Origin of the sequence: Streptomyces sp. NPDC052299 (genome assembly GCF_040679335.1) — a bacterium.
GTDB lineage: Bacteria > Actinomycetota > Actinomycetes > Streptomycetales > Streptomycetaceae > Streptomyces.
In genome coordinates this window covers 96,397-122,626 of record NZ_JBFAUP010000009.1, presented here as the reverse complement: position 1 = coordinate 122,626, position 26,230 = coordinate 96,397, and the positions used below count along the sequence as shown (strand labels likewise).

The following is a 26,230-nucleotide window of genomic DNA, read 5'->3' as shown; positions in this document are numbered from 1 at the left end:
ACGCCTCTGCCCCGGTTCCTCCGTACGAGGGAACCGGGGCAGAAACGTATCCGCGCGGGCGGCCGGGGTCAGTGGGCGACGACCGGGACCCTGATCTCGTCCTCGACGCCCTCCGCGTCACCGGAAGCGGCGCCTCCGGAGCTCGCCGCGGGGTTCGGACGGCCGGCGTTGACGAAGGTCAGCGCGATGGCGGCGGCCACCACCAGGATGCCGACGGCCCACCAGATGGCACCGGTGAAGCCGTGCACCATCGACTGGAGCTTCAGCAGCTCCGGGTTCCTGGCGCCGAGCGCGGCGTGCGAGGTGGCGTACGCCGTGGCGGCCGAGGCGGCGATCGTGTTCAGCAGGGCCGTACCGATCGCACCGCCGACCTGCTGCGAGGTGTTGACCATCGCCGAGGCGACACCCGCGTCACGCGGTTCGACGCCGTGCGTGGCCAGCGACATGGCCGGCATGAACGCCGTACCCATGCCCAGACCCAGCAGCAGCTGGCCGGGCAGGATGACCGCCGCGTAGGAGGAGTCGACGTCCAGCTGGGTGAGCAGCAGCATGCCGACGGCGGCGACCAGGAAGCCGGGGCCCATCAGCGTGCGGGCCGGGACCCGGGTCATCAGCCGGGCGCCGATCTGCGTGGAGCCGGTGATCATGCCCGCGATCATCGGCATGAAGGCGAAGCCGGTCTTGATCGGCGAGTAGCCCTTCACGACCTGGAGGTAGTACGTGAGGAAGAGGAACAGGCCGAACATCGCGATGACGGCCAGGCCCAGGGAGAGGTAGACGCCACCGCGGTTGCGGTCCATCACGACGCGCAGCGGGAGCAGCGGCGACTTGACCTTGGCCTCGGTGAGGACGAAGGCCAGCAGCAGCACGGCGGAGGCGACGAACGAGCCGACGGTCAGCGCGTCCGACCAGCCCGCGGACTCGGCACGGGTGAAGCCGTACACCAGCGAGACCAGACCCAGTGCGGACAGGACCACGCCCGGGATGTCGAGCGGCGAGCGGTTGCGGCTGCCCGCGGGCTCGCGGATGACGAAGTACGCACCGGCCGCGGCGACGATCGCGAAGGGGATGTTGACGAAGAACGTCCAGCGCCAGTTCAGCGTCTGGGTCAGGAAACCGCCGAGGATCAGGCCGACGGCGCCACCGCCACCGGCGATCGCCCCGTATATACCGAACGCCTTGGCGCGCTCCTTGGCGTCGGTGAACATCACCGCGAGCAGCGAGAGCGCGGCCGGCGCCAGCAGCGCGCCGAAGACGCCCTGGAGGGCGCGGGAGCCGAACAGCATGCCCTGGTTCTGCGCCGCGCCGCCGAGCGCGGAGGCCAGCGCGAAGCCGATCAGGCCGACCACGAAGGTGCGCTTGCGGCCCCAGAGGTCGGCGATGCGCCCGCCGAAGAGCAGCAGCCCGCCGAAGGCGAGGGCATAAGCGGTGATGACCCACTGCTTGTTGGCGTCGGTGATGCCGAGCGCGGTCTGGGCGTGCGGCAGCGCGATGTTCACGATGGTGGCGTCGAGCACCACCATCAGCTGCGCCAGCGCGATGAAGGCCAAAGCCTTCCAGCGACTGGGGTCGGGGAGTCGGAGATCAGGAGTTTTTGACATGGAAACAGCCACCTAGGAGCGCGTGAGGGCGCGAGAGATCGCGAACCGTGCGTTCCGCTGGTCGCGGGCACGGCTGAGGACAGGTCCGGCGGGGAGGCGCCGGGCTTCGGTGAGTCGTCGGGCTCTGGAGTGAGTCGTCGGGCGTCTGAGTAAGGCGTCGGGCTTCAGATAAGGGGGAAAGGGCGGGCGCGGATCACGTCACGTGCGGCGCCGCAGGTCCTCCAAGGTCGCCGCCGTTCCGGGGAGTACGGAGCGGGCCGGGGCCTCCAGTCCGTCCAGGAACAGCTGGATGTGGCGGTGGGTGAACCGGTCGATGTTCGGGCAGGCGATGCCCGGCAGCGGCCGGGTGAGCTGGGAGAGGGCGACCAGCACGTCACCGACGGCGATGTCGGTGCGCAGGCGCCCCGCGGACATGGCGCGCGCGACGAGCCCTTCGACGGCCTCTTCGAGGCGCCGGCGCTCGGCGAGCAGTTCGGGGTGGTCCTTGTCGAAGCCGCCGGAGAGCATGGGGCACAGGGCCCCGATGCGTTCGTCGGCGGCCGCGTGGACGAAGCGGGTGAGCGCGGCGAAGGGGTCCGCTTCTTCGGCGGCGGCCTCTTCGGCGCGGTCGGTGGTACGGGAGGTGACCGCGAGCACGACCTCGTGGATGAGGGCGGCCCGGTCGGGGAAGTTCCGGTAGAGCGTCGCGTTGCCGACGCCGGCGCGGCGGGCGACCTCGTCGAGGGGCACGTCGGGCCCGAACTCCACGAACATCTCGCGCGCGGCGGTCACGATCCGCTCCCGGTTGCGCAGCGCGTCGGCCCTCGGCCTCGGCGTACGGGGCTGCGCGGGTGCGGTGGTGGCCACGGCGGTGCTCCTTGTCTTCCGGTTCTTCCCTGCGCGGTTCCGGCCGGGGAAACAACCGGGGACCGCTTCCCCGTTTCGCGGGGACACGGGTTCAAACGGGGAAACCCTCCCCGGTTATTTCCCGCGACTTTGTGACCTGCGTCACGCACACCCCATCGCCGGGAAACCAGCCGAACGGCGCACCCAACGAGCGGCCCGCGATCACCCGGAACAGGCTGACGGCAGAGGGCAGCCGGGGTCGGCCGGCTGCCGCGGACCGGAAGGCGCCTCGATGCAGCAGCCCCGCCACCGGATACGCAAGCACCGCCGCCCGGTCGCCCTGGGCGCTGCGACGGCCCTGGTCATCGCGGCCCTGGCGACCGCGAGCAGCACGCTCCCCCTCCAGAGCCCCGCGTCGGCCGGCCCCGCCGCGACGGCCCCCCTGGCCACCGGGCTCGGCCCCTGCCGGATCGCGTCGGCCATGGGCGTACAGATGTCGGAGGGCATGCCGACGCAGCCCGGCTACGCGCGCTCCACCGGCCGCGTCCGCGCGCTGAACCTGATGATCGACTTCCCGGACGCCGAGGGCACCGAGCCGGCCATGGACCGGCTGGCGGAGTTCTTCCCGCAGACCACCGACTGGTTCCGGACGAGCTCCTACGGGCGGCTCACCTACATACCGGAGGCCCCGATCCGCTCCTGGCTGCGGATGCCGCTGCCCTTCGAGGAGTACGGAATCGAGCGGGGCTCCCCGTACGAACCGGGCTACCGCCACCTGGTGCAGGACATCGTGGCGGCCGCGGACCCGCGGGTGGACTTCGACGAGTACGACCTGGTCAACATCCTGGTCACCCCGAACGCCGGGCCGTCCGCCCTGGACACCGTGCTCTCGGTGACCTTCTCGGGCAACGACGAGGCCCCGGTCGCGGACGGGGTGCCGCTGTCCAACACGTCATTCGTCTACAGCCGCCAGGACGACGGCTCCGGCTCCTACGCCCAGACCGGCTACCGGGTCCTGCCCCACGAGAACGGCCACGTCTTCGGGCTGCCCGACCTCTACACGATGGAGGGCGGCGGCTCGGTCGGGCACTGGGACATCATGTCCGAGGACTGGGGCGCCAACAACGACCTGCTCGGCTGGCACAAGTGGAAGCTCGGCTGGCTGGACAACGACCAGGTGAGCTGCGCCGCCCGCCCCGGCACCACGGACCACGTCCTGGAGCCCCTGGCCACGCGGGGCGGCATGAAGCTGGCCTTCGTCCCCCTGACCGCGGAGTCCGGCTACGCGGTGGAGGTCCGCACCCAGGCGGGCAACGACCAGGCGGTCTGCCGCCCCGGCGTCCTCATCTACAAGGTCAGCTCCGACGTGGACACGGGCCAGGGCCCCATCTCGGTCACCGACAGCACCAAGAACAGCCCCGGCTGCACCCGCCTCCCCAACGTCCACGCCGAGCTCTCGGACGCCCCGTACCAGCCGGGCGACACCTTCACGGACCGGACGAACGGGATACGGATCTCGGTGCTGGAGAAGGACGGGAAGGGGGACTACCGGGTGCAGGTGACGCGGTCGTAGGGGGCGTCCCGGGGGGGGCGGTCAGCGGCTGCTGCCGTCCACGCGAAAGCTCAGTTCCCGGACGAGTTCGTCGGCCTCGGTCCGCCAGGCCCGTACCTGGTCGTACGTGGGTCCGAGCTCGTACAGGTGGTAGTGGCACCCCAGACTCAGCTGGGACCAGAGGGCCTTCGCCCGTCGTGCCGTCTCCACCGGCACGACGGAGTGCAGGAGGAGCAGCTTGGCACGCCCCGTGGTGCGGGACAGCCCGGGCGTCGCGGCTTCCAGCACCCGGTCGACGCGGATCTCCAGCGCGGTCCGCAGCGCGAGGCAGACGCCGCGGTGCCGGCCGGCGGTGGTGGCCTCGGCGGGTCCACCGTGGAGGAGGCGATCGGCGGTCAGCAGCAGACCTTCGACGGAAACGGGAGAGGCGGTGGTCATGCGGTCACCTCCGGCTTGCGGATCTTCCGCGCCAGGTCCTCGACGTCCGTGACGAAGCGGTGGCGGTCGGGAATCGAGGCGCCGTCGGGATGGGCTCCCTTCTGGCACCGCTGGATCAGGGAACATGCCGGGCTCCCGTAGCGGCGGCGCACCTCCTCCTTGACGTCGCCACCGCGCCTCACGTCGCCGAAGAGGGCGAAGGCCGCGACCTCCTGGAACCTCTCCGCGCTGTCGATCGCGGCCTGGAGGTCGTGTTCCGATCCACCGGTGCGGTGGTGACGGATCCACGCGGCCTCCAGGAAGGCGTTCTCCAGGGCGATGCGGCAGAGGCCGGGCAGCACGTGGCTGTACGTCTCGGCGGGAAGGCCCGGGGTGGCGGCGATGGCCCGGGCGTCGCCGATGGCCTGCGCGACCGGGTCGTCGACGCGGGCGACCTTCACCCGGGACCCCTCGCGCCGCGTCACCTGGAAGACCGTGACCGGCAGTTCCTGGTCGGTGAACGCCTTCTGCAGACGGGGGTCGTGGGTGAACACGATGATCTGCCGGTGCCGGCCCATCTCGTGCAGCACCTGGGCGAGTCCGTGCACCTTGGTCGGGTCCATCGACTGCACGGGGTCGTCGATGACGAGGAAGCCGAACGGGCTGTCCGCGGTCGTGGCCCTCGGCAGGAAGAGGGAGAGCGCGAGGGAGTGCAGCTCCCCCTGGCTCATGACGTCGAGCGCCGGGGCGTCCTGGCCGTCTACGGAGGCCGCCATGACGAGCTTGCGGACGTTCGCCTTCTCGCTGCCCTTCAGGCTCACGGCCGTGAGGTCGACGTTGCTCTCCTGCCGCAGGCGCTCCCAGATGCCCTGCGTGGCGTCGGTGAAGCGCTCCATGCGCTGCTCCCGCAGTTCGGTGGCGAGGCTCCTGAGCCACCTCACCGCCTTGCCGAGGTCGGTCCGCAGAGACTTGTCCCGTTCGGCCTCACGTGCCTTGTCCGCCCAGGCGGCAAGCCGGGTGACGAGCGCGCGCCACCGCTCGTCGCGCTCCTCCAGCTCGCGGACCGCCTCCGTCCTGACGGCGTCACAGGCGCCGGCAAGGACCGTGGCGGCCTCCTCGGCGCTCCGGGCGAGCTCGGCGGGGTCCTGGATCTGCCGGCAGTCGGCCCACGCCTTCCACGGTCCGGCCAGGGCCGCGGGAATCCGCGCGGGACGCTCGATGAGGTTCTGGAGGTTCCGCGCGCCCGTCCGTACGGCGGCGTGCGCGTCCTCGGCGGTCTTCGCCTCGCGGCGCAGCTCCGCGATCTGCCGGGAGGCGTGGTCGTACCACTCCCGCCCGAGAACCCGTTCCGTCCCGCACGCCGGGCAGACGTCGTCGTCGGGGTGCCGGTCGGCATGCGCGAGGGCCTTCTCCAGCAGGCCGGCGCGCAGCCGGGCGTTCTCGGCGTCGCTGCCGTGGAGGTCCTTCACATCGGCGAGGGCGAGCCGCAGCCGCCGGATGGCCTCCCCGACCTCCGTCAGGTCGGGCCCCTGCGCCCCGGCCTCGGCCTGGAGCGCGGCGAGCCGGCTGTCGTCGGCCGGGGGGAGACCGGCGACGAGCGCGTCGATGGTGTCGAGGTCCAGGGCTCCCGGGGTGTCCACGGCGAGCAGGGCCTGTACGGCGCGGTCGTCGTCCTCCAGCGCGTAGAGGGCGTCCTTCAGGCCGGGCAGGGCATCCCTCGTCTCCTTCGCGGTGGCGGCGAGGGCCTTCTCCCGTGCGCTCAGCCGGCTGGTCGCGGTGGAGAGCAGGTCCATGCCGAGGATGGAGGCGATCGCGTCGTACCGCTCGGACGGCTTGCCGTTGAGCATGAGGTCGAGGTCGGTGTACGAGAGGAACGGCCGGTGGTCGGCGAGGGCCGTGTCCCAGCCGGCCTCGGCCAGCGGGACGGTGCCGTGGCCCGGGCGCTTGAAGGTGGCCTCGGAGCTGCCGAACTCCTCGCTCGACCAGGTGCGGGTGAGGGTGCTGTTGCCGGTGTCGCCCCCGACCGCGAGCTTGAGCTCGATCTTGGGGCTATCGGCGTTGTGGAGGTTGGCCCAGTGGCCGCCGCGCGTGGCGTCCTGGCCCGGCCGGTGGGCCCGGGTGCCGGTGAAGCCGGCCTCGATGGCGTCGGCGAGGCTGGACTTGCCGGAACCGTTGCGGCCCACGACGAGGTTCACCCCGGGACGGGGGCTGAGGCTCAGCCGGGCGCGAGGACCGATGCCGCGGAAGCCGTTGACGGCGAGGGAGCCGAGGTAGACGCGCCCTGAGGCGGCGGACGACGTGGCGGCGGTGCCGGTCTCCGCGGTGTCGCTGCCGAGTGCGTCGCGGACGAGGGCCTTGACGGTCTCGGGGAGAGGCGACTCGGCCAGGCGCGCCGCCACCGTCTCGGCGAGGGGAAGCGCGGTCTGCTGGTGCTGTTCCGTCTCGGTCACGAGGGGCCTCCTGCGCGGTGTGGCTGGGGTGGGGCGGTGTCGTGCACCACCTGCTGACAGGACGGAACGTTAGAGAGCAGACGCGACAGAATTTTTTGGCTTAACTGGTAACCGGGGTTATCAGGTCCTGTGGAGACCTTCTCCTGCGTCGACGGTAGGTTTGTCATCCGTTGCTGATGGCTCTGCACGGAGCCGTAGCGGCGGTCGCGATTCCACGGGGCTCCGTGGACGTACCCGAAAGCCCAGGGGAGGGGGATCGATGAGCAGCCCGGCGCCGGTCGACGGCTTCCCCGTCCTGCCCGGCCCGCTGTCCTGGCGTATCGGTTACGCCGAGATCGCGGCCCTCGCCCAGGTGAAGCGGCCCGTCCCCACCACCTGGAGCCGGCGACACTCCGACTTTCCCGCACCGGTGACCCGCGAGAGCGGCAGCCCGCTCTTCGACGCCCGGGAGGTCGTGGACTGGCTGGTCCGGACCGGGCGCGGCAACGCGGAGCCCCGTCGTCTGCGGGCGGAGGCGGCCCTGCACACCCTCTCCGCCTGGCGGTCCTCCGGCCTCTCCGCCCCTGACCTGGTAGGTGCTCTGACGGCCCTGCTCTGCCTGCGCCAGCAGCACGACGCCCCTGTCGGAGAGAAGGCCTGGGACGATCTCCTCTCTGAGGCCGCCGACCTCGACGCGGAGGACACCTTCCTCCTCGCAGAGTTGCAGACCGTTCCCGACCCGGACCGCCTCGGCCCGGCCCTGGGAGCGCTCGCCGACGAGCTGACCGAGGCGGCCTACACCCCCGCCGAAGCCTTCGAGTGGGTCCTGGAGGCCCGCCGCCGCCTCGGTTCCCACGACCTGGCCGCCGACGAGCCCACCCCTGCGGTGGCCCGCGCCCTCGCGGCGCTGGCCGGCGTCGACACCCTGCCCGACGAGTCCGTCCTCGCCACCCCGTACGCCCGCAGCGGTGACGTGCTCGCCGCCCTGCACGCGGCGGCGGCCGAGGACTCCGGCCACACCTACCTCGCGGCCGAGCCCGACCCGGCGCTCGCCCGTCTCGTCCGGCGCCGGATGCTCGTCCGGGGCGTGTACGAGTTCTCGCTCGACGTCACCGAGGGCGAGACACTTTCCACGGAGGACTGGGGCGACCCCGACGTGCTTGCCTGCGCGCTCCCGTACGAGGCGGGCGAGACCCGCAGCGCCCGGGAGGTGCTGGAGCGGGTCCAGGACCTCACCGACCACCTCCGCGACGGCTCGACGGCCGTCGTCCTCGGCCCGGCCGACGCGCTCGTCCGCCCCTTGCCCCGGCACGGTGACGCGGACCGGCTGCGCCGCTCCTTCCTCGACAAAGGCCTCCTCAAGGCGGCGGTCGGCCTCCCCGACGGAGCCTTCGCCTATCGCCCCGGCTACCGCACCGCCGTCTGGGTCCTGTCCCGCACTCCCGAGGACGAACGCGCGGGCCGTGTCCTCCTCGCCGACTACTCCGCCCAGCCGCTCACCGAGCCGGTCCTCGACGTGCTCGCCGGGGACATCGCCATCTGGCGGGCTTCGGGATGGCGTGGGGACCGCCGTCACGAGCTCCGCCACGCGACCGTCGTACGGGCGAAGGACCTCGACGATCGGCCGGGCTCGGCCTTCTCCCCGCAGCACCGCTCCCCCGAGGCCCGGTACACCCGGGCCGTCGTGGAACGCCCGGCCCGCATCGCCGAGGTGGAACGGCACCTCGCCGAACTCGAAGAGCGGGCGACACACCGGACCGGTGGCCACGGCCCTCTGCGGACCGGAGCGGTCCTCCGCCCCGAGGACCAGCAGGTCCGCCGCACGACCGTCCGCCGACTCCTCAAGGACCGCCGTCTGCGCCGCCGCCCCGGCCACCGCATCGCCCCCGAACACCTCTCCTCCGACGGCCACTACGCGGTGCTCGGCCCGGAGGAGATCCTCGGCGCCGCGCGCTTCGGCAGCCGCCGCATCGACCGGGGCCTGGTCCTCACGGCGTACGAACACGTCCAGTTCACCGAGCCGGGCGACCTCGTCGTCACCACCAGTCCGCGCTTCGGCGTCCACGTCGACACCGAGGGCCTGTCGGTCGTCGTCGCTCCCGCCCGCATCCTGCGCGTCCACCCCGACGCCGACCCCCCGGTGCGCCCCCGGGTCTTGGCGGCCCTGCTGCGGGCCGCCGCCTCCGAACACGGCCGCACCAGCGGCGCCGTACGGGCCTCGCGCGGCATCGAGGACCTGAGCGTCCCCGACCTGGGCCGCGAGGAGCTGGAGCGGTACGAGGCCGTGCTCGCCGAGATCGAGCGCCGGGCGGAGCTGCTGCGGCAACAGACCGAGGCCCTTGACGACCTGGCCCGCATCACGGCCGCCGGCATGGCCGACACCACCCTGACCATTCAGAACTTCCCCGAAACCGCCAGCTGAAGGAGACGGCCCGCCTCATGCCTCCGCGCAAGAAGAAGCCCACCGAGCAGGAGGAGCTGTTCAGCGCCTCCACGCCCAAGGAGATCCAGGCGATCCTCTGGAAGGCCGCCGACAAGCTGCGCGGCTCCATCGACGCCGCGCAGTACAAGGAGTTCGTCCTCGGCCTGATCTTCCTGAAGTACGTGTCCGACGCCTTCGAGGAGCGCCGTAACGAGCTGGCCAAGGAACTCGCCGAGGACGGCATCTCCGAGGACCAGATCGGCGACTTCCTGGAAGACCGCGACGAGTACACCGGCGCCCACGTCTTCTGGGTCCCGGAGACGGCACGCTGGTCGTGGATCGCCGCCAACGCCAAGAGCCAGGGCGTGGGCAAGCTCCTCGACGACGCGATGGACGCGGTCATGCGGGAGAACGCCGCCCTGACCGGCGTCCTCCCGAAGATCTTCAACCGCGACGCCATCGACCAGAAGCGCCTGGCCGAACTCGTCGACCTCATCAGCGACGCGCGTTTCGGCGGCACGGAGGACAAGCCGGCGCAGGACGTGCTGGGCGAGGTGTACGAGTACTTCCTCGGCAACTTCGCGCGCGCCGAGGGCAAGCGGGGCGGCGAGTTCTACACCCCGCAGTCGGTGGTCCGGCTGATCGTGGAGATCCTGGAGCCGTATCACGGCCGGGTGTACGACCCGGCGTGCGGCTCGGGCGGCATGTTCGTGCAGGCGGCCAAGTTCATCGAGGCCCACCGGGGCAAGGGCCACAAGGCCGACATCTCCGTCTTCGGTCAGGAGCTCAACGAGCGCACCTGGCGCCTCGCGAAGATGAACCTCGCCATCCACGGCATCGACGGCAACCTGGCCGCCCGCTGGGGCGACACCTTCGCCGACGACAAGCACCCCGACCTCAGGGCCGACTTCGTCATGGCCAACCCGCCCTTCAACATCAAGGACTGGGCCAGGGACGAGAGCGACGCCCGCTGGAAGTACGGCGTCCCCCCGAAGAACAACGCCAACTACGCGTGGCTCCAGCACATGGTCTCGAAGCTGGGTGAGCGCGGGACGGCCGGCATCGTCCTGGCGAACGGCTCGATGAGCTCCCAGTCGAGCGGCGAGGGCGAGATCCGCCAGTCGATGGTGGAGGCGGACCTGGTGGCGTGCATGGTGGCGCTGCCGCCCCAGCTGTTCCGTACGACACAGATCCCGGCCTGCCTGTGGTTCCTGGCGAAGGACAAGTCCCCGCAGGGGCCGAAGGGCCTGACGGACCGGCGCGGGGAGATCCTGTTCATCGACGCCAGGAACATGGGCGAGATGGCCGACCGTACGGAGCGCGTGTTCACGGAGACGGACCTCGCGAAGATCGCGGGCGTCTACCACGCGTGGCGGGGGACGGAGTCCGCGAAGGCCGAGGGGCTGACGTACGAGGACGTACCGGGCTTCTGCTTCTCGGCGGGGCTGGAGACGGTGCGGGAGCACGGATACGTGCTGACGCCGGGGCGGTATGTGGGTGCCGTCGAAGCGGAAGAGGAGAACGCGGAGGCTGTGGCAGCGAGGATCGCGGCATTGACGGAGGAGTTGTTCGGGCTGTTCGCACGGTCGGCGGAGCTGGAGAAGACCGTACGGGAGCAGCTGGGGAGCATCGGTGTCTGAGTGGGTCCGGGTCCCGTTGGACAGTCTTCTTGCCGAGCCGCTTCGGAACGGTGTCAGTTACCCCTCGAAGCTGCGCGGCAGTGGCATCCCGATGGTCAACATGGGAGAAGCGTTCGCGTACGACGTGATTCGCGATCAGGAATGCGAATTGGTTCCACTGACCGAACGCGAGCAGGATCGGTTCCTCCTGGAAGAGGGGGACCTGCTGTTCGTGCGCCAGTCCCTGGTCTATTCGGGAGCGGGCCGGTGTGTACTCGTGGATTCGGGCACGGGCCCGCGCACCTGGGAAAGTCACCTGATCCGCGCCCGTTTGGACAAGAGACTCTCAGACCCGCGTTTTGTCTACTACTACTTCCGGTCACCGCAAGGCCGGTCGAACATGGAGACGATCGTCACCCAGGTCGCGGCCGCCGGCATCAGAGGAAGCGATCTCAAGAAGCTTGAGATTCCGCACCCCACCCTGTCGCAGCAGCGAGGTATCGCGGACGCTCTGCGCGCACTGGATGACAAGATCGCCGTCAATGAGCGCATCGCCACCACAGCTGTGGAAATGACTGACGCAGTCTTCCTGCACGCCGCAGGCCACCTTGGATTCGGAGAGGAGACCTTCGGATCCATCGCCACAGTCATGGGCGGCGGAACCCCGAGCACCAAGGTCGAAGAATTCTGGGGAGGGGACATCTCGTGGACCACTCCGTCCGACGTGACGGCCCTGCCATCCCCGTACCTGTTCGAGACGAGCCGAAGAATTACAGAGACCGGCCTCGAAAGCTGCTCCTCTCAGCTCTACCCCGCGCATTCGATCTTCATGACCTCCCGAGCCACGATCGGCTCGTTCGCACTTCCGCAGATTCCTGCGGCGGTGAATCAGGGGTTCATCGTCGTGCTGCCACCGAACGACGATATGCGCTGGTGGCTTTTCCACGAGATGCGCTCCCGCGTCGACGAAATGATCAGCCTCGCGAACGGCTCCACCTTCCTGGAGCTCAGCCGGAAGAACTTCAAGGCCATGCGGATCCGGCTGCCTGGCGCAGGGGAGGTCGCGGCGTTCGCCCAGAAGGTTGCCCCTCTGCACGCGACTGCTGCGCATGTGGCAGATGAGAACCGCACCCTCGTCAGCCTCCGCGACGCCCTCCTCCCCCAGCTCATGTCCGGCCGTCTCCGCGTCCGGGACGCCGAGAAGATTGTCGAGGACCACGCATGACCGCCGCCCCCGGCGACAGAAGCCGGAACCACCGACCCTACGAGTCCGACTGGGAGCTCCTCGCCCTCGACGAGCTGGCCGAGCTCACCTGGGAGCCCGCCCCCGGCAACGATTTCGCGCCCGGTTCCGGCCACCGGAAGTCGTGGAAGGACCTGATCCTCTACCCGGACCTCCGCGACGCGGTCGAGCGGCTCAACCCGGGCCTCCCGCCGGAGGCCGTACGGGACGCGGTCGGCGCCGCGACGACGCCGTCCTCCCAGGACACGTACGAGGAGAACCGCACCGCCCACGGCCAACTGACCGCCGGCATCCGGTCCGTCACGTACACCGACGGCTTCGGCGCCGAACACAACCCGACCATTCGCCTCGTCGACCTCGACGACCCGGACGGGAACGTCTACCGCGCCCTCAACCAGGTCACCGTCATCGACGGCGAGAAGCACCGGCGCTTCGACGTCGTGCTGTACGTCAACGGCCTGCCGCTCGCCGTCCTGGAGCTGAAGCGCGCCGGCGACGAAGACGCGACGCTCCAGGACGCGCACACCCAGGTCACCCGCTACGTCGAGGAGTTCCCGACCGCGTTCCGGTACAACGCGGTCGTCCTCGTCTCGGACGGCATCACGGCCAAGTACGGCACGCCCTTCACGCCGTACGAGCACTTCGCGCCGTGGAACACGGACGAGTTCGGCGAGCGCGTCGACCCGCTCGAAGCCGAAGGCATAGGGGACTCGGGCCAGAACCTGGCCCTGCACGGCCTGTTCACCCAGGACCGGTTCCTCGCCCTCATCAAGTCCTTCATCAACTTCGTGCCGTCGAAGCGGATGAAACGCATCGCGAAGCCGCACCAGTACCACGCCGTCACCCGCGCCACCGAGGCCGTACGCGTCGCGGCCGCGAGCGACGGCAAGGCCGGCGTCGTCTGGCACACGCAGGGCTCGGGCAAGTCGGAGGAGATGGTCCTCACCACCACCATGGTGATGAAGGACCCGGCCCTGCTGAACCCGACGGTCGTCGTCATCACGGACCGCACCGACCTCGACGACCAGCTGTACTCGACGTTCCTGGAGAGCGAGATCCTCCCGGAGGCGCCGAAGCAGGTCCTCACCCGGGCCGAGCTCCGCGAGGCACTCGCGGCCAAGCGGGTGGGCGGCATCCTCTTCACGACGCTGCAGAAGTTCGGGCGTACGAAGGAGGAGAAGGAGTCCGGCGCGGACCACCCGCTCCTCTCCGACCGCCGCAACATCGTCGTCGTCGTCGACGAGGCGCACCGCAGCCACTACGACAGCCTCGACGGCTACGCCCGCCACCTGCGCGACGCGCTCCCGCACGCCACGCTCCTCGCCTTCACCGGTACGCCGATCTCCGAGGCCGACCGCGACACCCGCGAGGTGTTCGGCGCCTACATCGACGTGTACGACCTCAAGCGGGCCGCCGACGACGGGGCGACGGTCAAGGTCTTCCACGAGAGCCGGGTCATCCAGCTCGTCATGGACCGGGACGTCGACCCGACGACCATCGACGAGGAGGCCGACCGGATCACGGACGGCCTCGACGACGTCGAGCGCACCCGCGTCGAGCAGGCCGTCGCCACGATGAACGCGATGTACGGCGCACCCGCCCGCATCCGGGACCTCTCCGCCGACCTCGTACAGCACTGGGAGACGCGCCGTACGGCCATGCAGCCGTTCGTCGGCGTCTCCCAGGCAGGCGGGGCGCCCGGCAAGGCGATGATCGTGTGCGCGACCCGCGAGATCTGCGTCGGCGTGTACGACGCCCTGCGCGAGCTGCGGCCCGAGTGGCACAGCGACGACTTCGAGAAGGGCGCGATGAAGATCGTCTTCTCGTCGAACACGCGCAAGGACCCCCAGCGGCTCCTCGCCCACGCCCTGAGCGACAGCCGCCGCAAGGCCGTCATCAACCGGGCCAAGGACCCGGAGGACGAGCTCCAGCTGCTCATCGTCAACAACATGCTGCTGACCGGCTTCGACGCGCCGCCCGTCCACACCATGTACCTGGACCGGCCCCTCAAGGGCGCCGGCCTGATGCAGGCCCTGGCCCGCGTCAATCGTCGCTTCCGGGGCAAGGAGGACGGCCTCCTCGTCGGGTACGCACCGCTCACCGAGAACCTCCAGCGGGCGATCGCCGAGTACACGGACGCCGACCAGCGGGACCGCACGCTCGGGCAGGACCTCGACCGGGCGCTGGACGAGCTGCGCAACGAGTACGACATCCTCAACGACATCCTGCGCGGCTTCGACTGGCGGTCGCGGCTGGAGGTCCCGTCCCCGAAGGCGTTCATCAACGCCGCGATGGCGACCACCAGCTATCTCAGGGACCCGGCCACACCCGGCAACAACCCCGAGCGGCTGGACGACCCCCGCCAGACACTCGGCCGGCGCTACCGCGAGCACGCCCACCGTCTGGAGCGCTTCCACGCGCTCTGCGGCAGCTCCGCCGACATCGGCACCCGGTTCCCGGACGACCCGGCCTGGAAGCGGGACATCCAGTTCTTCGTCGAGGTCCGCGTCTACATGGCGAAGTACGACGCCGAGGACCGCAAGGCCCGCGGTCTTCCCGTCGCCCGCGACGTCGAGCTGTACCTGGCGCAGCTCACCTCCTCGGTCGTCGAGACCGGTGGGGTGACCGACCTCCTCGCCGAGGCCGGCCTGGAGACCGCCGACCTGACCCACCTCAACGACGCGCTCGCCGCGAAACTGCAGAACAGCGAGACTCCACACCTGGCGGCGGAGGCCCTGCGGCGGCTCATCGAGCAGAAGATGCGCGAGGTCACCCGGCACAACATCGTCCGGCGCACGACGTTCTCCGAGCGGCTGCAGGACCTCATGGTCCGCTACATGCGGCAGCAGTGCACGAGCGCGGAGCTCATCGCCAAGCTCGTGGAGATGGCCAAGGAGGTCGTGGAGGACGCCCGCCGCGGCGAGAAGTTCGAGCCGCCGCTGGACTGGCGCGAGCTCGCCTTCTACGACGCGGTCGCCGACCACGGCACGGCCCGCTCGGTCATGGGTGACGAGGTCCTTGCCGGCATCGCCCGCGAGCTGGTCGCGGAGGTCCGCAGCAAGCTCAAGCCGGACTGGATCGCCCGCGAGCCGGTCCGCGCCCGCCTCCGCAGCGCCATCAAGCGCCTCCTGGCCCGCCGCAACTACCCGCCGGACGGAACGCCGGAGGCCATCGACCTGGTGCTGAAGCAGATGGAGCACTTCGCGAACGAGTGGTCCACGACCAGCACCCAGGACGGCTGACCCCCGAGCGGAGCCTCCGGGCGGGTTACCCTCCGAGCCCGCACGCCCCCACCCGCTACACTGACGGCGGTACGCCGGTCCGCCGGCGGACGCCTTCGTAGCTCAGGGGATAGAGCACCGCTCTCCTAAAGCGGGTGTCGCAGGTTCGAATCCTGCCGGGGGCACAGAGAAACACCAGGTCAGAGGCCCTTCCGCCCGTCGGGCGGGAGGGCCTTCGTGCTCGTGGTGGACGAAGGGTGGGGGGCCGGGGCGATCTCGGCGATCAGGCCCTCCACCAGGGTCTTGATCTCGTCGCGGATCGGGCGGACCTCTTCGACGCCTTGGCCGGCCGGGTCGTCGAGCTTCCAGTCCAGGTAGCGCTTGCCGGGGAAGACCGGGCAAGTGTCGCCGCAGCCCATGGTGATGCACACGTCGGACTCCTTCACCGCGTCCACGGTGAGGATCTTCGGGACCTCGGCGGAGATGTCGATGCCGGCCTCGGCCATTGCTGCGACGGCGGCCGGGTTGACCTGGTCGCCCGGTTCGGAGCCGGCGGAACGGACCTCGACGCGGTCCCCGGCCAGGTGGGTCAGCCAGGCGGCGGCCATCTGGGAGCGGCCGGCGTTGTGGACGCAGACGAACAGGACGGACGGCTTCGTGCCGGTGCTCTCAGGCATGGGGGCTCTCTCATCTCGCGGCAGCTGCACGCCACACATGACATCAGCATCCGCTGGTATCAGTGAACGGTGATGTGAAAGTATCAGTGCATGCTGACTTCAGTCGATCCTGATGTGATCCGGGCGCTGGGCGATCCGCTCCGGCTGCGGATCGTGACCCTGCTGGCGCGCGAGACGCTGTGCACCACGCACCTGGTGGAGGAGACCGGGGCCAGGCAGACCAACCTGTCCAACCACATGAAGGTGCTGCGCGAGGCCGGGCTGGTGGAGACCGAGCCGTGTGGCCGCTTCACCTACTACAGGCTCAGGCCCGATATCCTGGCCGGCCTGTCCGCGCAGTTCGCCGAGCTCGCCGGAGCCGCCCGCGCCGCCGCCGGGAACAAGAGGGCCTGCCCGTGACCTCCACCGCCCACGCCCGGAGCGCCGAGGCGGCCGGGGACGGCTCGATCGTCAAGAAGCTCTCCGTCCTCGACCGCTTCCTCGCGGTGTGGATTCTGCTCGCCATGGCCGTCGGCCTCGGGCTCGGCCGGCTCGTCCCAGGGCTGAATGACGCGCTCGCGAAGGTGGAGATCGGCGGGATCTCCCTGCCGATCGCGCTCGGCCTGCTGATCATGATGTATCCCGTGCTGGCGAAGGTCCGCTACGACCGGCTCGACGCCGTCACCGGTGACCGCAGGCTGATGGTCTCGTCGCTGGTCATCAACTGGGTCCTCGGACCCGCGGTGATGTTCGCGCTGGCCTGGGTCTTCCTGCCGGACCTGCCCGAATACCGCACCGGCCTGATCATCGTCGGCCTGGCCCGCTGCATCGCCATGGTCATCATCTGGAACGACCTCGCCTGCGGCGACCGCGAAGCCGCTGCTGTCCTGGTCGCCCTCAACTCCGTCTTCCAGGTCCTCGCTTTCGGCCTGCTCGGCTGGTTCTACCTCGACCTGCTGCCCGGTTGGCTGGGTCTCGGCGACGGCGAGCGACTGGACATCTCCATGTGGAAGATCGCGCTGAATGTGGTCATCTTCCTCGGCATCCCGCTCGCCGCCGGGTTCCTCACCCGCCGCCTGGGCGAGAAGAAGATGGGGCGCGCCGACTACGAGCAGCGGTTCCTGCCGAGGATCGGGCCGTGGGCGTTGTACGGGCTGCTGTTCACGATCGTCGTCCTCTTCGCCCTCCAGGGGAGGACCATCACGTCGCAGCCGCTGGACGTGGCACGGATCGCGCTGCCGCTGCTGGTGTACTTCGCCGTCATGTTCTTCGGCACGTTCCTGCTCGGCAAGGGTCTGGGCCTGTCCTACGACCGCACCGCGACCCTCGCCTTCACCGCGGCGGGCAACAACTTCGAGCTGGCCATCGCGGTCGCCATCGCGACCTTCGGCGTCACCTCCGGCCAGGCCCTGTCCGGCGTCGTCGGCCCGCTCATCGAGGTGCCGGTGCTGATCGGCCTGGTGTACGTTGCGCTCGCCTGGCGCAGGAAGTTCGCCGCCGACGCGGTGGCGACAGCCCCGTGAAGCGGCAGACGGACGTGGTGGTGGTCGGCGGTGGCCAGGCAGGGCTCGCGGCCGGCTACCACCTGCGCCGCCGACGTCTGAACTTCGTGATCCTGGACGCGGACCGGGCGCCGGGCGGGTCGTGGCAGCACATGTGGGACTCGCTGCACCTGTTCTCCCCGGCCGAGCACTCCTCCCTGCCCGGCCGCCTCATGCCCGCCCAGGCGGGCGAGACCTACCCGGGCGCCGGGCACGTGGTGGACTACCTCGCCGACTACGAGCACCGCTACGACCTGCCCGTTCAGCGCGGCACCCGGGTGGACGCCGTACGCCGCGACGCGGACCGGCTCCTGGTCGAGGCGGACTCCGGTACGTGGCGGGCCCGGGCGGTCGTCAGCGCCACCGGGACCTGGTCGCGGCCGTTCCTCCCCGCCGTTCCCGGCCGATCGGTCTTCACCGGGCGGCAGTTGCACGCGGTGAACTACCGCAGCCCGGGCCACTTCGCCGGGCAGCACGTCGTCGTGGTGGGCGGCGGGAACTCCGCCGCCCAGATCGCTGCCGATCTCGCCCTGGACGGCGAGGCCGAGGTGACGTGGGTGACCCGGCGCCCGCCACGGTTCCTGCCGGACGACATCGACGGCCGGGCCCTGTTCGACGTCGCCACCGCCCGCCGCCGGGCCCTGGACGCCGGCCGTACCGACACCGGTGGGGTGGCCTCACTCGGCGACATCGTGGCCGTGCCGCCCGTCCGCGCGGCCCGCGACGCCGGACTCCTCATCGCGAAGCCGATGTTCGCCCAGCTCACGCCAATCGGTGTCCGGTGGGCCGACGGCAGCCGGAGCGACGCGGACGCGGTGATCTGGTGCACCGGCTTCCGCCCGGCCCTGGCCCACCTCGCCCCGCTGAACCTGCGGGGTCCGCGCGGCCACATCCCCACCGACGGCACGCGCGCCCTCGGCGAGCCGCGGCTGCACCTGCTCGGCTACGGCGACTGGACCGGCCCGGCCTCGGCCACCCTCGTCGGCGTCGGCCGCACCGCGCGGGACGCCGCCCACGCGATCGCCCAACTGCCCTGACCGGTCAGGTGATGGCGGGGCTGCGGCGCTCCACGAGGACGACGTCGCGCCAGACGCCGTGATGGCGCCCGATCCGCTCCCGCGTGCCGATGACACGGAATCCGGCCCGCCGGTGCACGGCGAGGCTGGTGGTGTTCTCGGGGAAGATCCCCGACTGGATCGTCCAGATCCCGGCCCGTTCCGTGGAATTCACCAGCGCCTTCAGCAGGGCGGAGGCGACTCCGCGGCCGCGGGCGGCCGGGTGGACGTAGACGGAGTGCTCGACCACACCCACGTACGCGCACCGGTCGGAGACCCGGCTCGCGGCCACCCAGCCCAGCACCGCCCCGTCCGCATCGACAGCGGCGAAGCGGTGCTCAGGCAGCTTCGCCGCGTCGAACGCCTCCCAGACCGGCGCGACGGTCTCGAAGGTGGCGTTCCCCTCGTCGATCCCCGCCTGGTAGATGCCCAGCACCTGCTCCGCGTGCTCCGGTTCGAGCGGCACGATCGCCGCACTCGCAGGTCCCTCCCCCACGACGCTCCCCCCTCCCCGCCCCGGTCAGGCTGCGGTCGGAAGGGCCAGCAGCCTGCCCATCGCCGCCAGCACGGACGGCTCGACGCGGTAGTAGACCCAGGTGCCGCGCCGCTCGGAGGTGAGCAGACCGGCCTCCTTGAGCTTCTTCAGGTGGTGGGACACCGTGGGCTGGGAGACGCCGACGTCGGAGATGTCGCACACGCACGCCTCCCCGCCCTCGTGGGAGGCCACGGCCGAGAAGAGGCGGAGGCGGACCGGGTCGCCGAGCGCCTTGAACATCCGCGCCGCGGTCCCGGCCTCCTCGACGGTCATCGGGCGCTCGGCCAGCGGCGGGCAGCACGGCACCCCGCCCTGACCGTCGGGTTCGAGCAGCGGCAGGACCTTCGCATTCGACATGCATCTATGTTGACACACGTCGAACCAGTAAGGGAGGGGCACGGCGGTTGGACAGCAGACCGAGCCGCCCGCTCCACCCCGAAGCCGTCGCCGGCGCGACGGACCGCGGAACCCGGGCAGGGAGCCCTCCCGCTTCGATAAACGTCTATGTTGACGCCCATCAATACAGGTGCCATGCTGGGCCGCGCAAGCCATCGACAGATGTCGAAACACGCAAGGAGTCGCCGTGAACGCGCCCGCCACCACCGAGCTGCCCGTCGTCGTGATCGGGGCCGGTCCCGCCGGCCTGGCTGCCGCCGCCCACCTGGTCGACCGGGGCATCGAGCCCCTGGTCCTGGAGACCGGGCCTGCCGCCGGGGCCGCGGTGCGCGAGTGGTCACACGTGCGCCTGTTCTCCACCTGGGGCGAGGTCGTCGACCCGGCTGCCGAGAAGCTCCTCGCCCCCACCGGCTGGGCCCGCCCCGACCCGGCCACCTACCCCTCCGGCGGCGACTGGGCGGAGTCCTACCTCCAGCCGCTCGCCGACGTCCTCGGGGACCGCGTACGCACCGGCGTCACCGTCACCGGTGTCTCACGCACCGGGCGCGACCGGGTCGTGGACGCCGACCGCGAGCAGCAGCCGTTCGTCGTGCACGTCAGCCACGCCGACGGCCGCGAGGAGCGCCTTCTCGCCCGTGCCGTCATCGACGCCTCCGGCACCTGGGCCACCCCGTCCCCGGCAGGCGGCAGCGGGCTGCCCGCGCTCGGCGAGAGGGCAGCCGCGGACCGGATCACCTACCGCGTCCCGGACCTGAAGGACCCCGCGATCCGGGCCCGTTACGCGGGCAGGCGCACCGCCGTGATCGGCTCGGGTGCCTCCGCGTTCACCGCGCTCGCCTCCCTCGCCGACCTCGCCAGGTCCGACGACGGCGCGGGCACGAAGGGTGTGTGGATTCTGCGCCGGGGCCTCTCGGGCTCGACCTTCGGCGGCGGCGAGGCCGACCAGCTTCCCGCGCGCGGCGCCCTGGGACTGGCGGCGAAGGCCGCGGTCGACGCGGGCCACGCGGACGCGGTCACCGGCTTCCGGACCGAGGCGATCGAGCGCGCGGACGACGGACGCCTGGTCCTGGCCGGCGAGGACGGACGCCGCCTGGACCCGGTCGACGAGGTCATCGTGCTGACCGGCTTCCGCCCCGACCTGTCCTTCCTGGACGAGCTGCGCCTGCGCCTGGACGAACGGCTCCAGGCGCCGGTCGAGCTGGCTCCGCTGATCGACCCCAACCAGCACTCCTGCGGCACCGTCTACCCGCACGGCCACCGCGAGCTCTCCCACCCCGAGCAGGGCGTGTACCTGGTCGGGATGAAGTCCTACGGCCGCGCCCCGACGTTCCTCGCCATGACCGGCTACGAGCAGGTCCGCTCCGTGGCCGCCGCGATCGCCGGCGACCTCGACGCGGCCGACCGCGTCGAACTGACCCTGCCCGAAACCGGGGTGTGCGGCGGCGCCGGCCTCTTCGACGCCCCCGAGCCCGACCGGGGTGGCGGTTGCTGCGCACCGGCACCCCAGCTCGTCCAGCTCGGCTCCCCTGCCGCAGTGGCCGTCGGCGTCCCTGCCGAGGAGGCTCCGGCGGGCGGTTGCTGCGGCTCGTGACCGACCTCGACACGCCGGTCTGAGGGGCCGCGACCGGATCCTGGACCGGCGCGGCCCACGCGCGTCACGACCACCGTCCCAGTCGCTCACGAATCCCTCGGCACCACAACACGCTTCGGCCCATGAACTACGGCGGGCACAGCTGCCCGGGGCCCTCGCGGGGCCCCGGGCAGCGGCGCCGCTCACGGCGCCGGGGCCCGCCGGGGTGCTGTCACCCGCGTCGCGTCGGGGCCGCGTGGCTTTTCTGTCCCGTGGCGGCCCCGCCCGCCGGCTGCCCGAAAGAGCCCTGGAACGGGAACTGGACGTCCACGAAGTCCAGGCGGCTGTCGCTGTGGAAGTGACTCCATTCGTCGCCGTCGTACTTGGCCTGCCAGTCGCCGTCCATGGCGGCCGTGAAGGTCTTCTTGAACGTGCCGTCATCACCCGCCACGGCGACGCCGGCCCTGCGCCAGGTGGTCGTACCCTTCGCGCGGAAGTAGATGTCGATCCGCGCCCCGGCAAGCGCGGACCACTGCCCGTTGTCCTCGTTCCTCGTGTTGAGCTTGCCGGTGACCGTGAGGGGGGCGCCCGCCCTGACCGGCTCGGGGTTCGCGTTGAACTCCGCGAAGGCCGTCATGCTGCGGTACACGATGTACGACTCGGGGGCGGGGCCCGCCGGGATCTGCTCGGTGCCGGGGAACTGGAACCGCCAGACGCCCACGCCCTGGTAGGGCAGGTCCGCGACCTTGACCGTGCGGGAGCTGTCACCCACGACGGCGGGGCTGTCGATGGTCTTCTTGGTGACCCAGGTCGTGGTGCCCTCCGCCTTGAACTGGAGGTTCACCTTCAGGGTCGTCGCGGCCGGGATCTCGTAGCGGTCGAAGACGCTGGACACCGTGACCTTCTTGTACCGGCTGACGGTGACCGTGGGGAGCCTGTGGAAACCCGCGCTCGTCGTCGGGTCGGGGGTCACATACGCGTACCTGGTGGACAGCCACGGCGTGCCGTGGAGGGCGATGCTCTGCGATCGGGTGCCGTAGACAGGGACTTGGGTGGTGAAGCGACCGTCCTCCCCCGTCTTGAAGGTCCGTACGTTGTACACCGACATCGGCGTGCCGACGGGGACCGGCTTGGAGACGCCGTTGTTGTCACGGTAGGTGGCCCGGCCGGCCAGCGGGGCGTCCGTCCCGTCCGCTCCCCGCACCGTGGGCGAGTCCAGCGTGATGTCGGTCGTGGTGTAGCCGACCTCGACCTGGCGGGTCAGACCGTGTGCGGCGTCCGCGCCGGCCGGCCGGAGGACCGCCTTGAAGTCGTTCGCCGGCGTAGTCGTGTCGTGCTTCTCCGTGCCCGTGAAGGTGAAGGAACTCTCGACATGACCCGCGGCATCGGTGGTCAGTCCCGTCTTCGCCGCGGTCGTCTCCAGAACCAGCCGGCCGTTCGCCATCGGCGTCTCGGCGCCGTCGCGCGGGTCGCGCAGCGTCGCGTCCGCCTCGATGGTCACCGTCCTGTGCTCCAGGTCCGGTTTCCCGCTCACCTCGAACGTCTTGACCTGCGGAATCAGTTGGTAGTCGAAGACCGTCTCGTCCTGGTGGAGGATCGTTTCACCCTCGGTGCCGTCGTACTCGACGTCCACCGCGTACCGGCCCAGGTCCCGCAGGCGCAGCGGGGTGGTCCCGACGGTGGTCTCACCGGGGTCGTCCTGGCAGGACGGCATGCAGGGGTCCGTGTCCTCCAGGAACTGGAACTCATCGATGGTCGCCACCGGGGTGTCGGTGCCCGGCTTGCGCAGGAGCACCTTCAGGTCCTTCGGCAGCGTGTACGAACCGAAGTCCACGTAGATCCGGGTCTCGTCGGTCCGGACCAAGGGGCCCGACGGGTGCGGGTCGGCGGCCTGCGCCGCCGTCGGAGTCGCGAGCGCGCCACCGAGTGCGCCGAGTGCGCACAGCACCGAGACGGTGCGTCTTCTCATGTGTTCCCCCCAGGAATCAAGATCAATCAGCTCTTCCAGACGTCTGGAAGAGCGGGAAGGTTGTAGGGACAACCAAAGTCCCCGGACCGTTGCGCATTAAAGTTGCGCCATCACTGCTGGTTGAGGGGGCCGGGCGCGTCCCGGTGGGGGAGGGCCTGGGCGGGATGAGTCGTCGCTCCAATGGGTTGGTCGCCGTATGGGCCGAGGCGCAGCGGCAGCAGCAGCGGCAGCAGGAGGCGCAAGCCCGGTATCAGCGGGATCAGGAGCGGGCGCAGCGGGCGTATCAGCGCGAGATCGCCCGGAATCAGCGGGAGCAGAAGGCGGCCTACCGCGAGCAGCGTGAGGCCGAAGCGCGGCGGCGTACGCGGGAGCTGGACGCCCGGGTCGAGGCGTTGCAGGGGCTGCTGGCGGCCGGGTGCCGGGCGCCGGCGTTCCGGTCCTCGGCGCTGACCCGGCCGGAGCGGGTCGAGCCGTTCGCGCCAGGGCCGCTGGCGCACCCCGTACCCATGCCCGATCCCGCGCGGTACGAGGCACAGGGCGGCGGGTGGACCGCCGGGCGGCGGGCCCAGGCGCAGGCCGAGGCGCGGGCCCGGTTCGAGCGGGACCGGCAGGCGGCGCAGGCGGCCGAGGCGCAACGGCAGGCACAGTTCGCCACGTATCAGCGGCAGTACCAGCAGTGGGCGGACGCGCGGCTCGGGGAGATCCGGCTCCACAACGCCGGGATCGCGGAGATGACCGCCGGACTGCGCGCCGGGGACGCCGAGGCGGCCGTGGAGTACTTCTCCGCCGCGCTCTACGCCTCCACCGGCTGGCCCGACGAACTGCCCCGGCAGGTGGCGGCGGCGTACGACTCGGGCGCGCGGCAGCTGGTGCTGAACTGGGAGCTCCCCCGGTACGACGTGGTCCCCGAGGCGAAGTCCGTGCGGTACGTGATCAACGCGGACCAGGAGAAGGAGTCGCCCCGGCCGGTCACGCAGCGCCGGGCCCTGTACCGGGACGTGCTCGCCCAGTGCCTGCTGCTCGTGCTGCGCGACCTCTTCGCCGCCGACGAGTTCGGCGCGCTGGAATCGGTCGCGCTGAACGGCTTCGTGGACGACCACGACCCGGCGACCGGGCGGCGGATGCCCATGTTCCTCGGCACGGTCATGGCGACCCGAGCGGACTTCGACCGGCTGCACCTCGAGCAGGTGAACGCGGTGAACTGCCTGGTGGACGGGTTGCGCGGGCAGTTGTCCACGCGCCCCGACCAGTACGCCGCGGTGCGGCCCGGCCGGGTCCCCGAGGACGTCGGCAACGGGGTCGTGACCCATGGCGGCGACGAGGAGCCCGACCTGTACGAGATGGACCCGCTCGCCTTCGAGGAGCTGATCGCCGAGCTCTTCCGGGCCATGGGCATGCAGGCCGTCACCACGCAGCGGTCCAACGACGGCGGCGTCGACGTCGACGCACTGGACCCGGCCCCGATACGCGGCGGCAAGATCGTCGTCCAGGTGAAGCGCTACCGGAACACCGTGCCGCCGACGGCGGTCCGCGATCTGTACGGGACGGTCCAGGACACCGGCGCCAACAAAGGCGTGCTGGTCACCACCTCCAAGTTCGGCCCGGGTTCGCACACCTTCGCCAACGGCAAGCCGCTGGAGCTGGTCCCGGGCTCCGAGCTGGTCGATCTGCTGCACCGGCACGGGCTGCGCGGGCGCCTCGGCGGCGGGGAGCGGCCGGTCCCGGCCCAGCGGACCGGCCCGGACGACGAAAGCCGCGACGGCGACCACCACGTGCTCGGCATGTCCTGGTCCGGCTCCGTCGCCCTGGACGTCTGCGCGCTCGTCTGCCAGGGCACCCGCGTGCTGGACGACGACCACTTCGTGTTCTTCAACAACCCGCGCACGCCTGACGGTTCGGTCCGCGCACTGATCCCCGTGGCGCCGGACAAGGCCGCGATCCAGGTCGGCTTCGACGCGCTCCCGGCGCGTGCGGACCGGCTGGTGCTCATCGCAGCGGTCGACCCCGTCGCCAACCCCGACGCCGACCTGTCCGGCTTCACCGACGCCGGAATCCGGCTGCTCGACGCCGAGCGCACCCCGCTCGACCGGCTGGACGTCTCGGACGGACGGCCCGGCGAGACCGCGCTCGTCCTGGGCTCGTTCCGCCGACGGGCCCACGGCGACTGGGAGTTCGTCACCGGCGGCAAGGGATACCGCGGCGGGCTCGAGGAGTTGGTGACGGAGTACGGGATCGACGTCGAGTAGGCAGCCGAAAATCGCGGGCACCCCCTCCCCTTCCACGGGAGGATGTGTCATGAATTCCACAACTTGGCTTCACGTGCCCGACGTTCACTCCTTCCTCGCCCGTGCCGGGGACTTCCTGCGGTCGCGCCCCGCTCTGCACACCGTCACCCTGACCGCGTGCGAGGGCCTGCGCGTGCGGGGACCGCAGGCGTACGGGGACGAGGCGCCCGTCTTCGGGGTGCTGGAGCGGGGCGGCGAGGTGCGCGCCGCGTACTTCCGGACCCCGCCCCACCGGCTGATCGTCACGCCCCTCGCGCCCGAGGAGGCCGGTTCGCTGGCCGCGCATCTGCGTGCCGTGGGCGACCCGGTCCCCGGGGTCAACGCGGACGAGGCGACCGCCGCCGCGGTCGCCGGGGCATGGCGGTCGCTCACGGGGTCGGAGCCCCGGCTGCACGAGCGGCTGCGGCTCTACCGGCTCGGGGAGCTCCGGTGGCCGGAGCCCGCGCCGGAGGGGCGCGGCCGGTTCGCGGAGGCGCGGGACCGGGAGCTGGTGGCGCGGTGGTACGTGGAGTTCGTGCGGGCCATCGAGGGCGCCGGCCTCCAGGACCCCGGGGCGTGGGCCGACGCCCGGATCGCCGACCGTAGGGTCAGCCTCTGGGAGACCCCGGACGGCGTCCCCGTCTCGATGGCGGCGCTCACGCCCCGGGTCGCCGGGCAGATCCGGGTCGCCCACGTCTACACCCCGGCCGGGCTGCGGGGCCGGGGTTTCGGAGCCGCCGCGACCGCCCACGCCTCCCGGGCCGCGCTCGCCGAGGGCGCGGCGGAGGTGCTGCTCTTCGCGGACCTGGCCAACCCCACCAGCAACGGCGTCTACCAGCGCGTCGGCTACCGGCCCGTGACGGACTTCGCGGTGTACGACCTGGCGGGAGCGGTGGCCGACTGAGCGGCCGGTCC

Annotated in this window: 19 protein-coding genes and 1 tRNA gene; 12 read left to right on the top strand and 8 right to left on the bottom strand. The window is 71.3% G+C overall.

Features of this window, described 5'->3' with window-relative positions; genetic code table 11:
• Positions 1-68: 68 nt before the first annotated feature.
• Positions 69-1,601 carry an MFS transporter gene (locus tag AB0L33_RS17310; RefSeq protein WP_365682190.1) on the bottom strand — a complete coding sequence of 511 codons (1,533 nt, stop codon included), beginning with the start codon at positions 1,599-1,601 and terminating at the stop codon, positions 69-71.
• Positions 1,602-1,799: 198 nt separating this feature from the next.
• Entirely contained in the window at positions 1,800-2,447 is a 648-nt protein-coding gene (locus AB0L33_RS17305; protein WP_365682188.1) for a TetR/AcrR family transcriptional regulator, read from the bottom strand.
• 271 nt (positions 2,448-2,718) lie between these two features.
• Between AB0L33_RS17305 and AB0L33_RS17300 the strand changes: the two genes are divergently transcribed.
• Positions 2,719-3,999 (top strand): M6 family metalloprotease domain-containing protein, encoded by a 1,281-nt coding sequence (locus AB0L33_RS17300; protein WP_365682186.1) that lies wholly within the window; start codon positions 2,719-2,721, stop codon positions 3,997-3,999.
• 21 nt (positions 4,000-4,020) lie between these two features.
• Here the strand turns inward: AB0L33_RS17300 and AB0L33_RS17295 are convergent, their stop codons facing one another.
• Positions 4,021-4,416: a hypothetical protein gene (locus AB0L33_RS17295; protein WP_365682184.1), complete on the bottom strand. Its 396-nt coding sequence runs from the start codon at positions 4,414-4,416 to the stop codon at positions 4,021-4,023.
• Positions 4,413-6,845: an AAA family ATPase gene (locus tag AB0L33_RS17290; RefSeq protein WP_365682182.1), complete on the bottom strand. Its 2,433-nt coding sequence runs from the start codon at positions 6,843-6,845 to the stop codon at positions 4,413-4,415. The genes AB0L33_RS17295 and AB0L33_RS17290 overlap by 4 nt, the downstream gene beginning before the upstream one ends.
• A gap of 259 nt (positions 6,846-7,104) precedes the next feature.
• Between AB0L33_RS17290 and AB0L33_RS17285 the strand changes: the two genes are divergently transcribed.
• The 5 genes from AB0L33_RS17285 to AB0L33_RS17265 all read left to right on the top strand — a co-directional run bounded on the left by AB0L33_RS17285 (position 7,105) and on the right by AB0L33_RS17265 (position 15,514).
• Positions 7,105-9,246: a hypothetical protein gene (locus AB0L33_RS17285; RefSeq protein WP_365682180.1), complete on the top strand. Its 2,142-nt coding sequence runs from the start codon at positions 7,105-7,107 to the stop codon at positions 9,244-9,246.
• Positions 9,247-9,263: 17 nt separating this feature from the next.
• Positions 9,264-10,886 carry a class I SAM-dependent DNA methyltransferase gene (locus AB0L33_RS17280; protein ID WP_365682178.1) on the top strand — a complete coding sequence of 541 codons (1,623 nt, stop codon included), beginning with the start codon at positions 9,264-9,266 and terminating at the stop codon, positions 10,884-10,886.
• A complete protein-coding gene (locus AB0L33_RS17275; RefSeq protein WP_365682176.1) occupies positions 10,879-12,090 on the top strand; it encodes a restriction endonuclease subunit S in 1,212 nt (403 codons plus the stop codon). Before AB0L33_RS17280 ends, AB0L33_RS17275 begins: the two co-directional genes overlap by 8 nt.
• The gene (locus AB0L33_RS17270; RefSeq protein WP_365682174.1) at positions 12,087-15,350 is read left to right on the top strand and encodes a type I restriction endonuclease subunit R; all 3,264 of its coding nucleotides are present in this window, start codon (positions 12,087-12,089) and stop codon (positions 15,348-15,350) included. Before AB0L33_RS17275 ends, AB0L33_RS17270 begins: the two co-directional genes overlap by 4 nt.
• 91 nt (positions 15,351-15,441) lie before the next feature.
• A tRNA-Arg gene (locus AB0L33_RS17265) sits at positions 15,442-15,514 on the top strand.
• 15 nt (positions 15,515-15,529) lie between these two features.
• Here the strand turns inward: AB0L33_RS17265 and AB0L33_RS17260 are convergent.
• Positions 15,530-16,006: an arsenate reductase ArsC gene (locus tag AB0L33_RS17260; protein ID WP_365682173.1), complete on the bottom strand. Its 477-nt coding sequence runs from the start codon at positions 16,004-16,006 to the stop codon at positions 15,530-15,532.
• Between the two features lie 90 nt (positions 16,007-16,096).
• On the opposite strand from AB0L33_RS17260, the gene AB0L33_RS17255 reads away from it, so the two are divergent.
• From AB0L33_RS17255 to AB0L33_RS17245, 3 genes are read left to right on the top strand one after another with little or no spacing between them, the layout of a single operon-like run.
• Positions 16,097-16,405: a metalloregulator ArsR/SmtB family transcription factor gene (locus AB0L33_RS17255; RefSeq protein ID WP_365682171.1), complete on the top strand. Its 309-nt coding sequence runs from the start codon at positions 16,097-16,099 to the stop codon at positions 16,403-16,405.
• Entirely contained in the window at positions 16,402-17,508 is a 1,107-nt protein-coding gene (arsB, locus tag AB0L33_RS17250; protein WP_365682169.1) for an ACR3 family arsenite efflux transporter, read from the top strand. The genes AB0L33_RS17255 and arsB overlap by 4 nt, the downstream gene beginning before the upstream one ends.
• The gene (locus tag AB0L33_RS17245; RefSeq protein ID WP_365682167.1) at positions 17,505-18,563 is read left to right on the top strand and encodes an ArsO family NAD(P)H-dependent flavin-containing monooxygenase; all 1,059 of its coding nucleotides are present in this window, start codon (positions 17,505-17,507) and stop codon (positions 18,561-18,563) included. Before arsB ends, AB0L33_RS17245 begins: the two co-directional genes overlap by 4 nt.
• 4 nt (positions 18,564-18,567) lie before the next feature.
• On the opposite strand, the gene AB0L33_RS17240 is transcribed toward AB0L33_RS17245, so the two are convergent.
• Entirely contained in the window at positions 18,568-19,077 is a 510-nt protein-coding gene (locus tag AB0L33_RS17240; protein ID WP_365682165.1) for an N-acetyltransferase family protein, read from the bottom strand.
• Positions 19,078-19,101: 24 nt separating this feature from the next.
• Positions 19,102-19,473 (bottom strand): metalloregulator ArsR/SmtB family transcription factor, encoded by a 372-nt coding sequence (locus AB0L33_RS17235; RefSeq protein ID WP_365682163.1) that lies wholly within the window; start codon positions 19,471-19,473, stop codon positions 19,102-19,104.
• Positions 19,474-19,699: 226 nt separating this feature from the next.
• On the opposite strand from AB0L33_RS17235, the gene AB0L33_RS17230 reads away from it, so the two are divergent.
• Positions 19,700-21,103 (top strand): NAD(P)-binding domain-containing protein, encoded by a 1,404-nt coding sequence (locus tag AB0L33_RS17230; RefSeq protein WP_365682161.1) that lies wholly within the window; start codon positions 19,700-19,702, stop codon positions 21,101-21,103.
• Between the two features lie 211 nt (positions 21,104-21,314).
• Here the strand turns inward: AB0L33_RS17230 and AB0L33_RS17225 are convergent, their stop codons facing one another.
• Positions 21,315-23,051 carry a hypothetical protein gene (locus AB0L33_RS17225; protein WP_365682160.1) on the bottom strand — a complete coding sequence of 579 codons (1,737 nt, stop codon included), beginning with the start codon at positions 23,049-23,051 and terminating at the stop codon, positions 21,315-21,317.
• A 164-nt stretch (positions 23,052-23,215) separates the two neighbouring features.
• On the opposite strand from AB0L33_RS17225, the gene AB0L33_RS17220 reads away from it, so the two are divergent.
• Entirely contained in the window at positions 23,216-25,297 is a 2,082-nt protein-coding gene (locus tag AB0L33_RS17220; protein WP_365682158.1) for a restriction endonuclease, read from the top strand.
• Between the two features lie 49 nt (positions 25,298-25,346).
• On the top strand, positions 25,347-26,219 hold the full coding sequence (locus AB0L33_RS17215) for a GNAT family N-acetyltransferase (protein ID WP_365682156.1): 873 nt from the start codon (positions 25,347-25,349) through the stop codon (positions 26,217-26,219).
• The last annotated feature ends 11 nt before the right edge of the window (positions 26,220-26,230 follow it).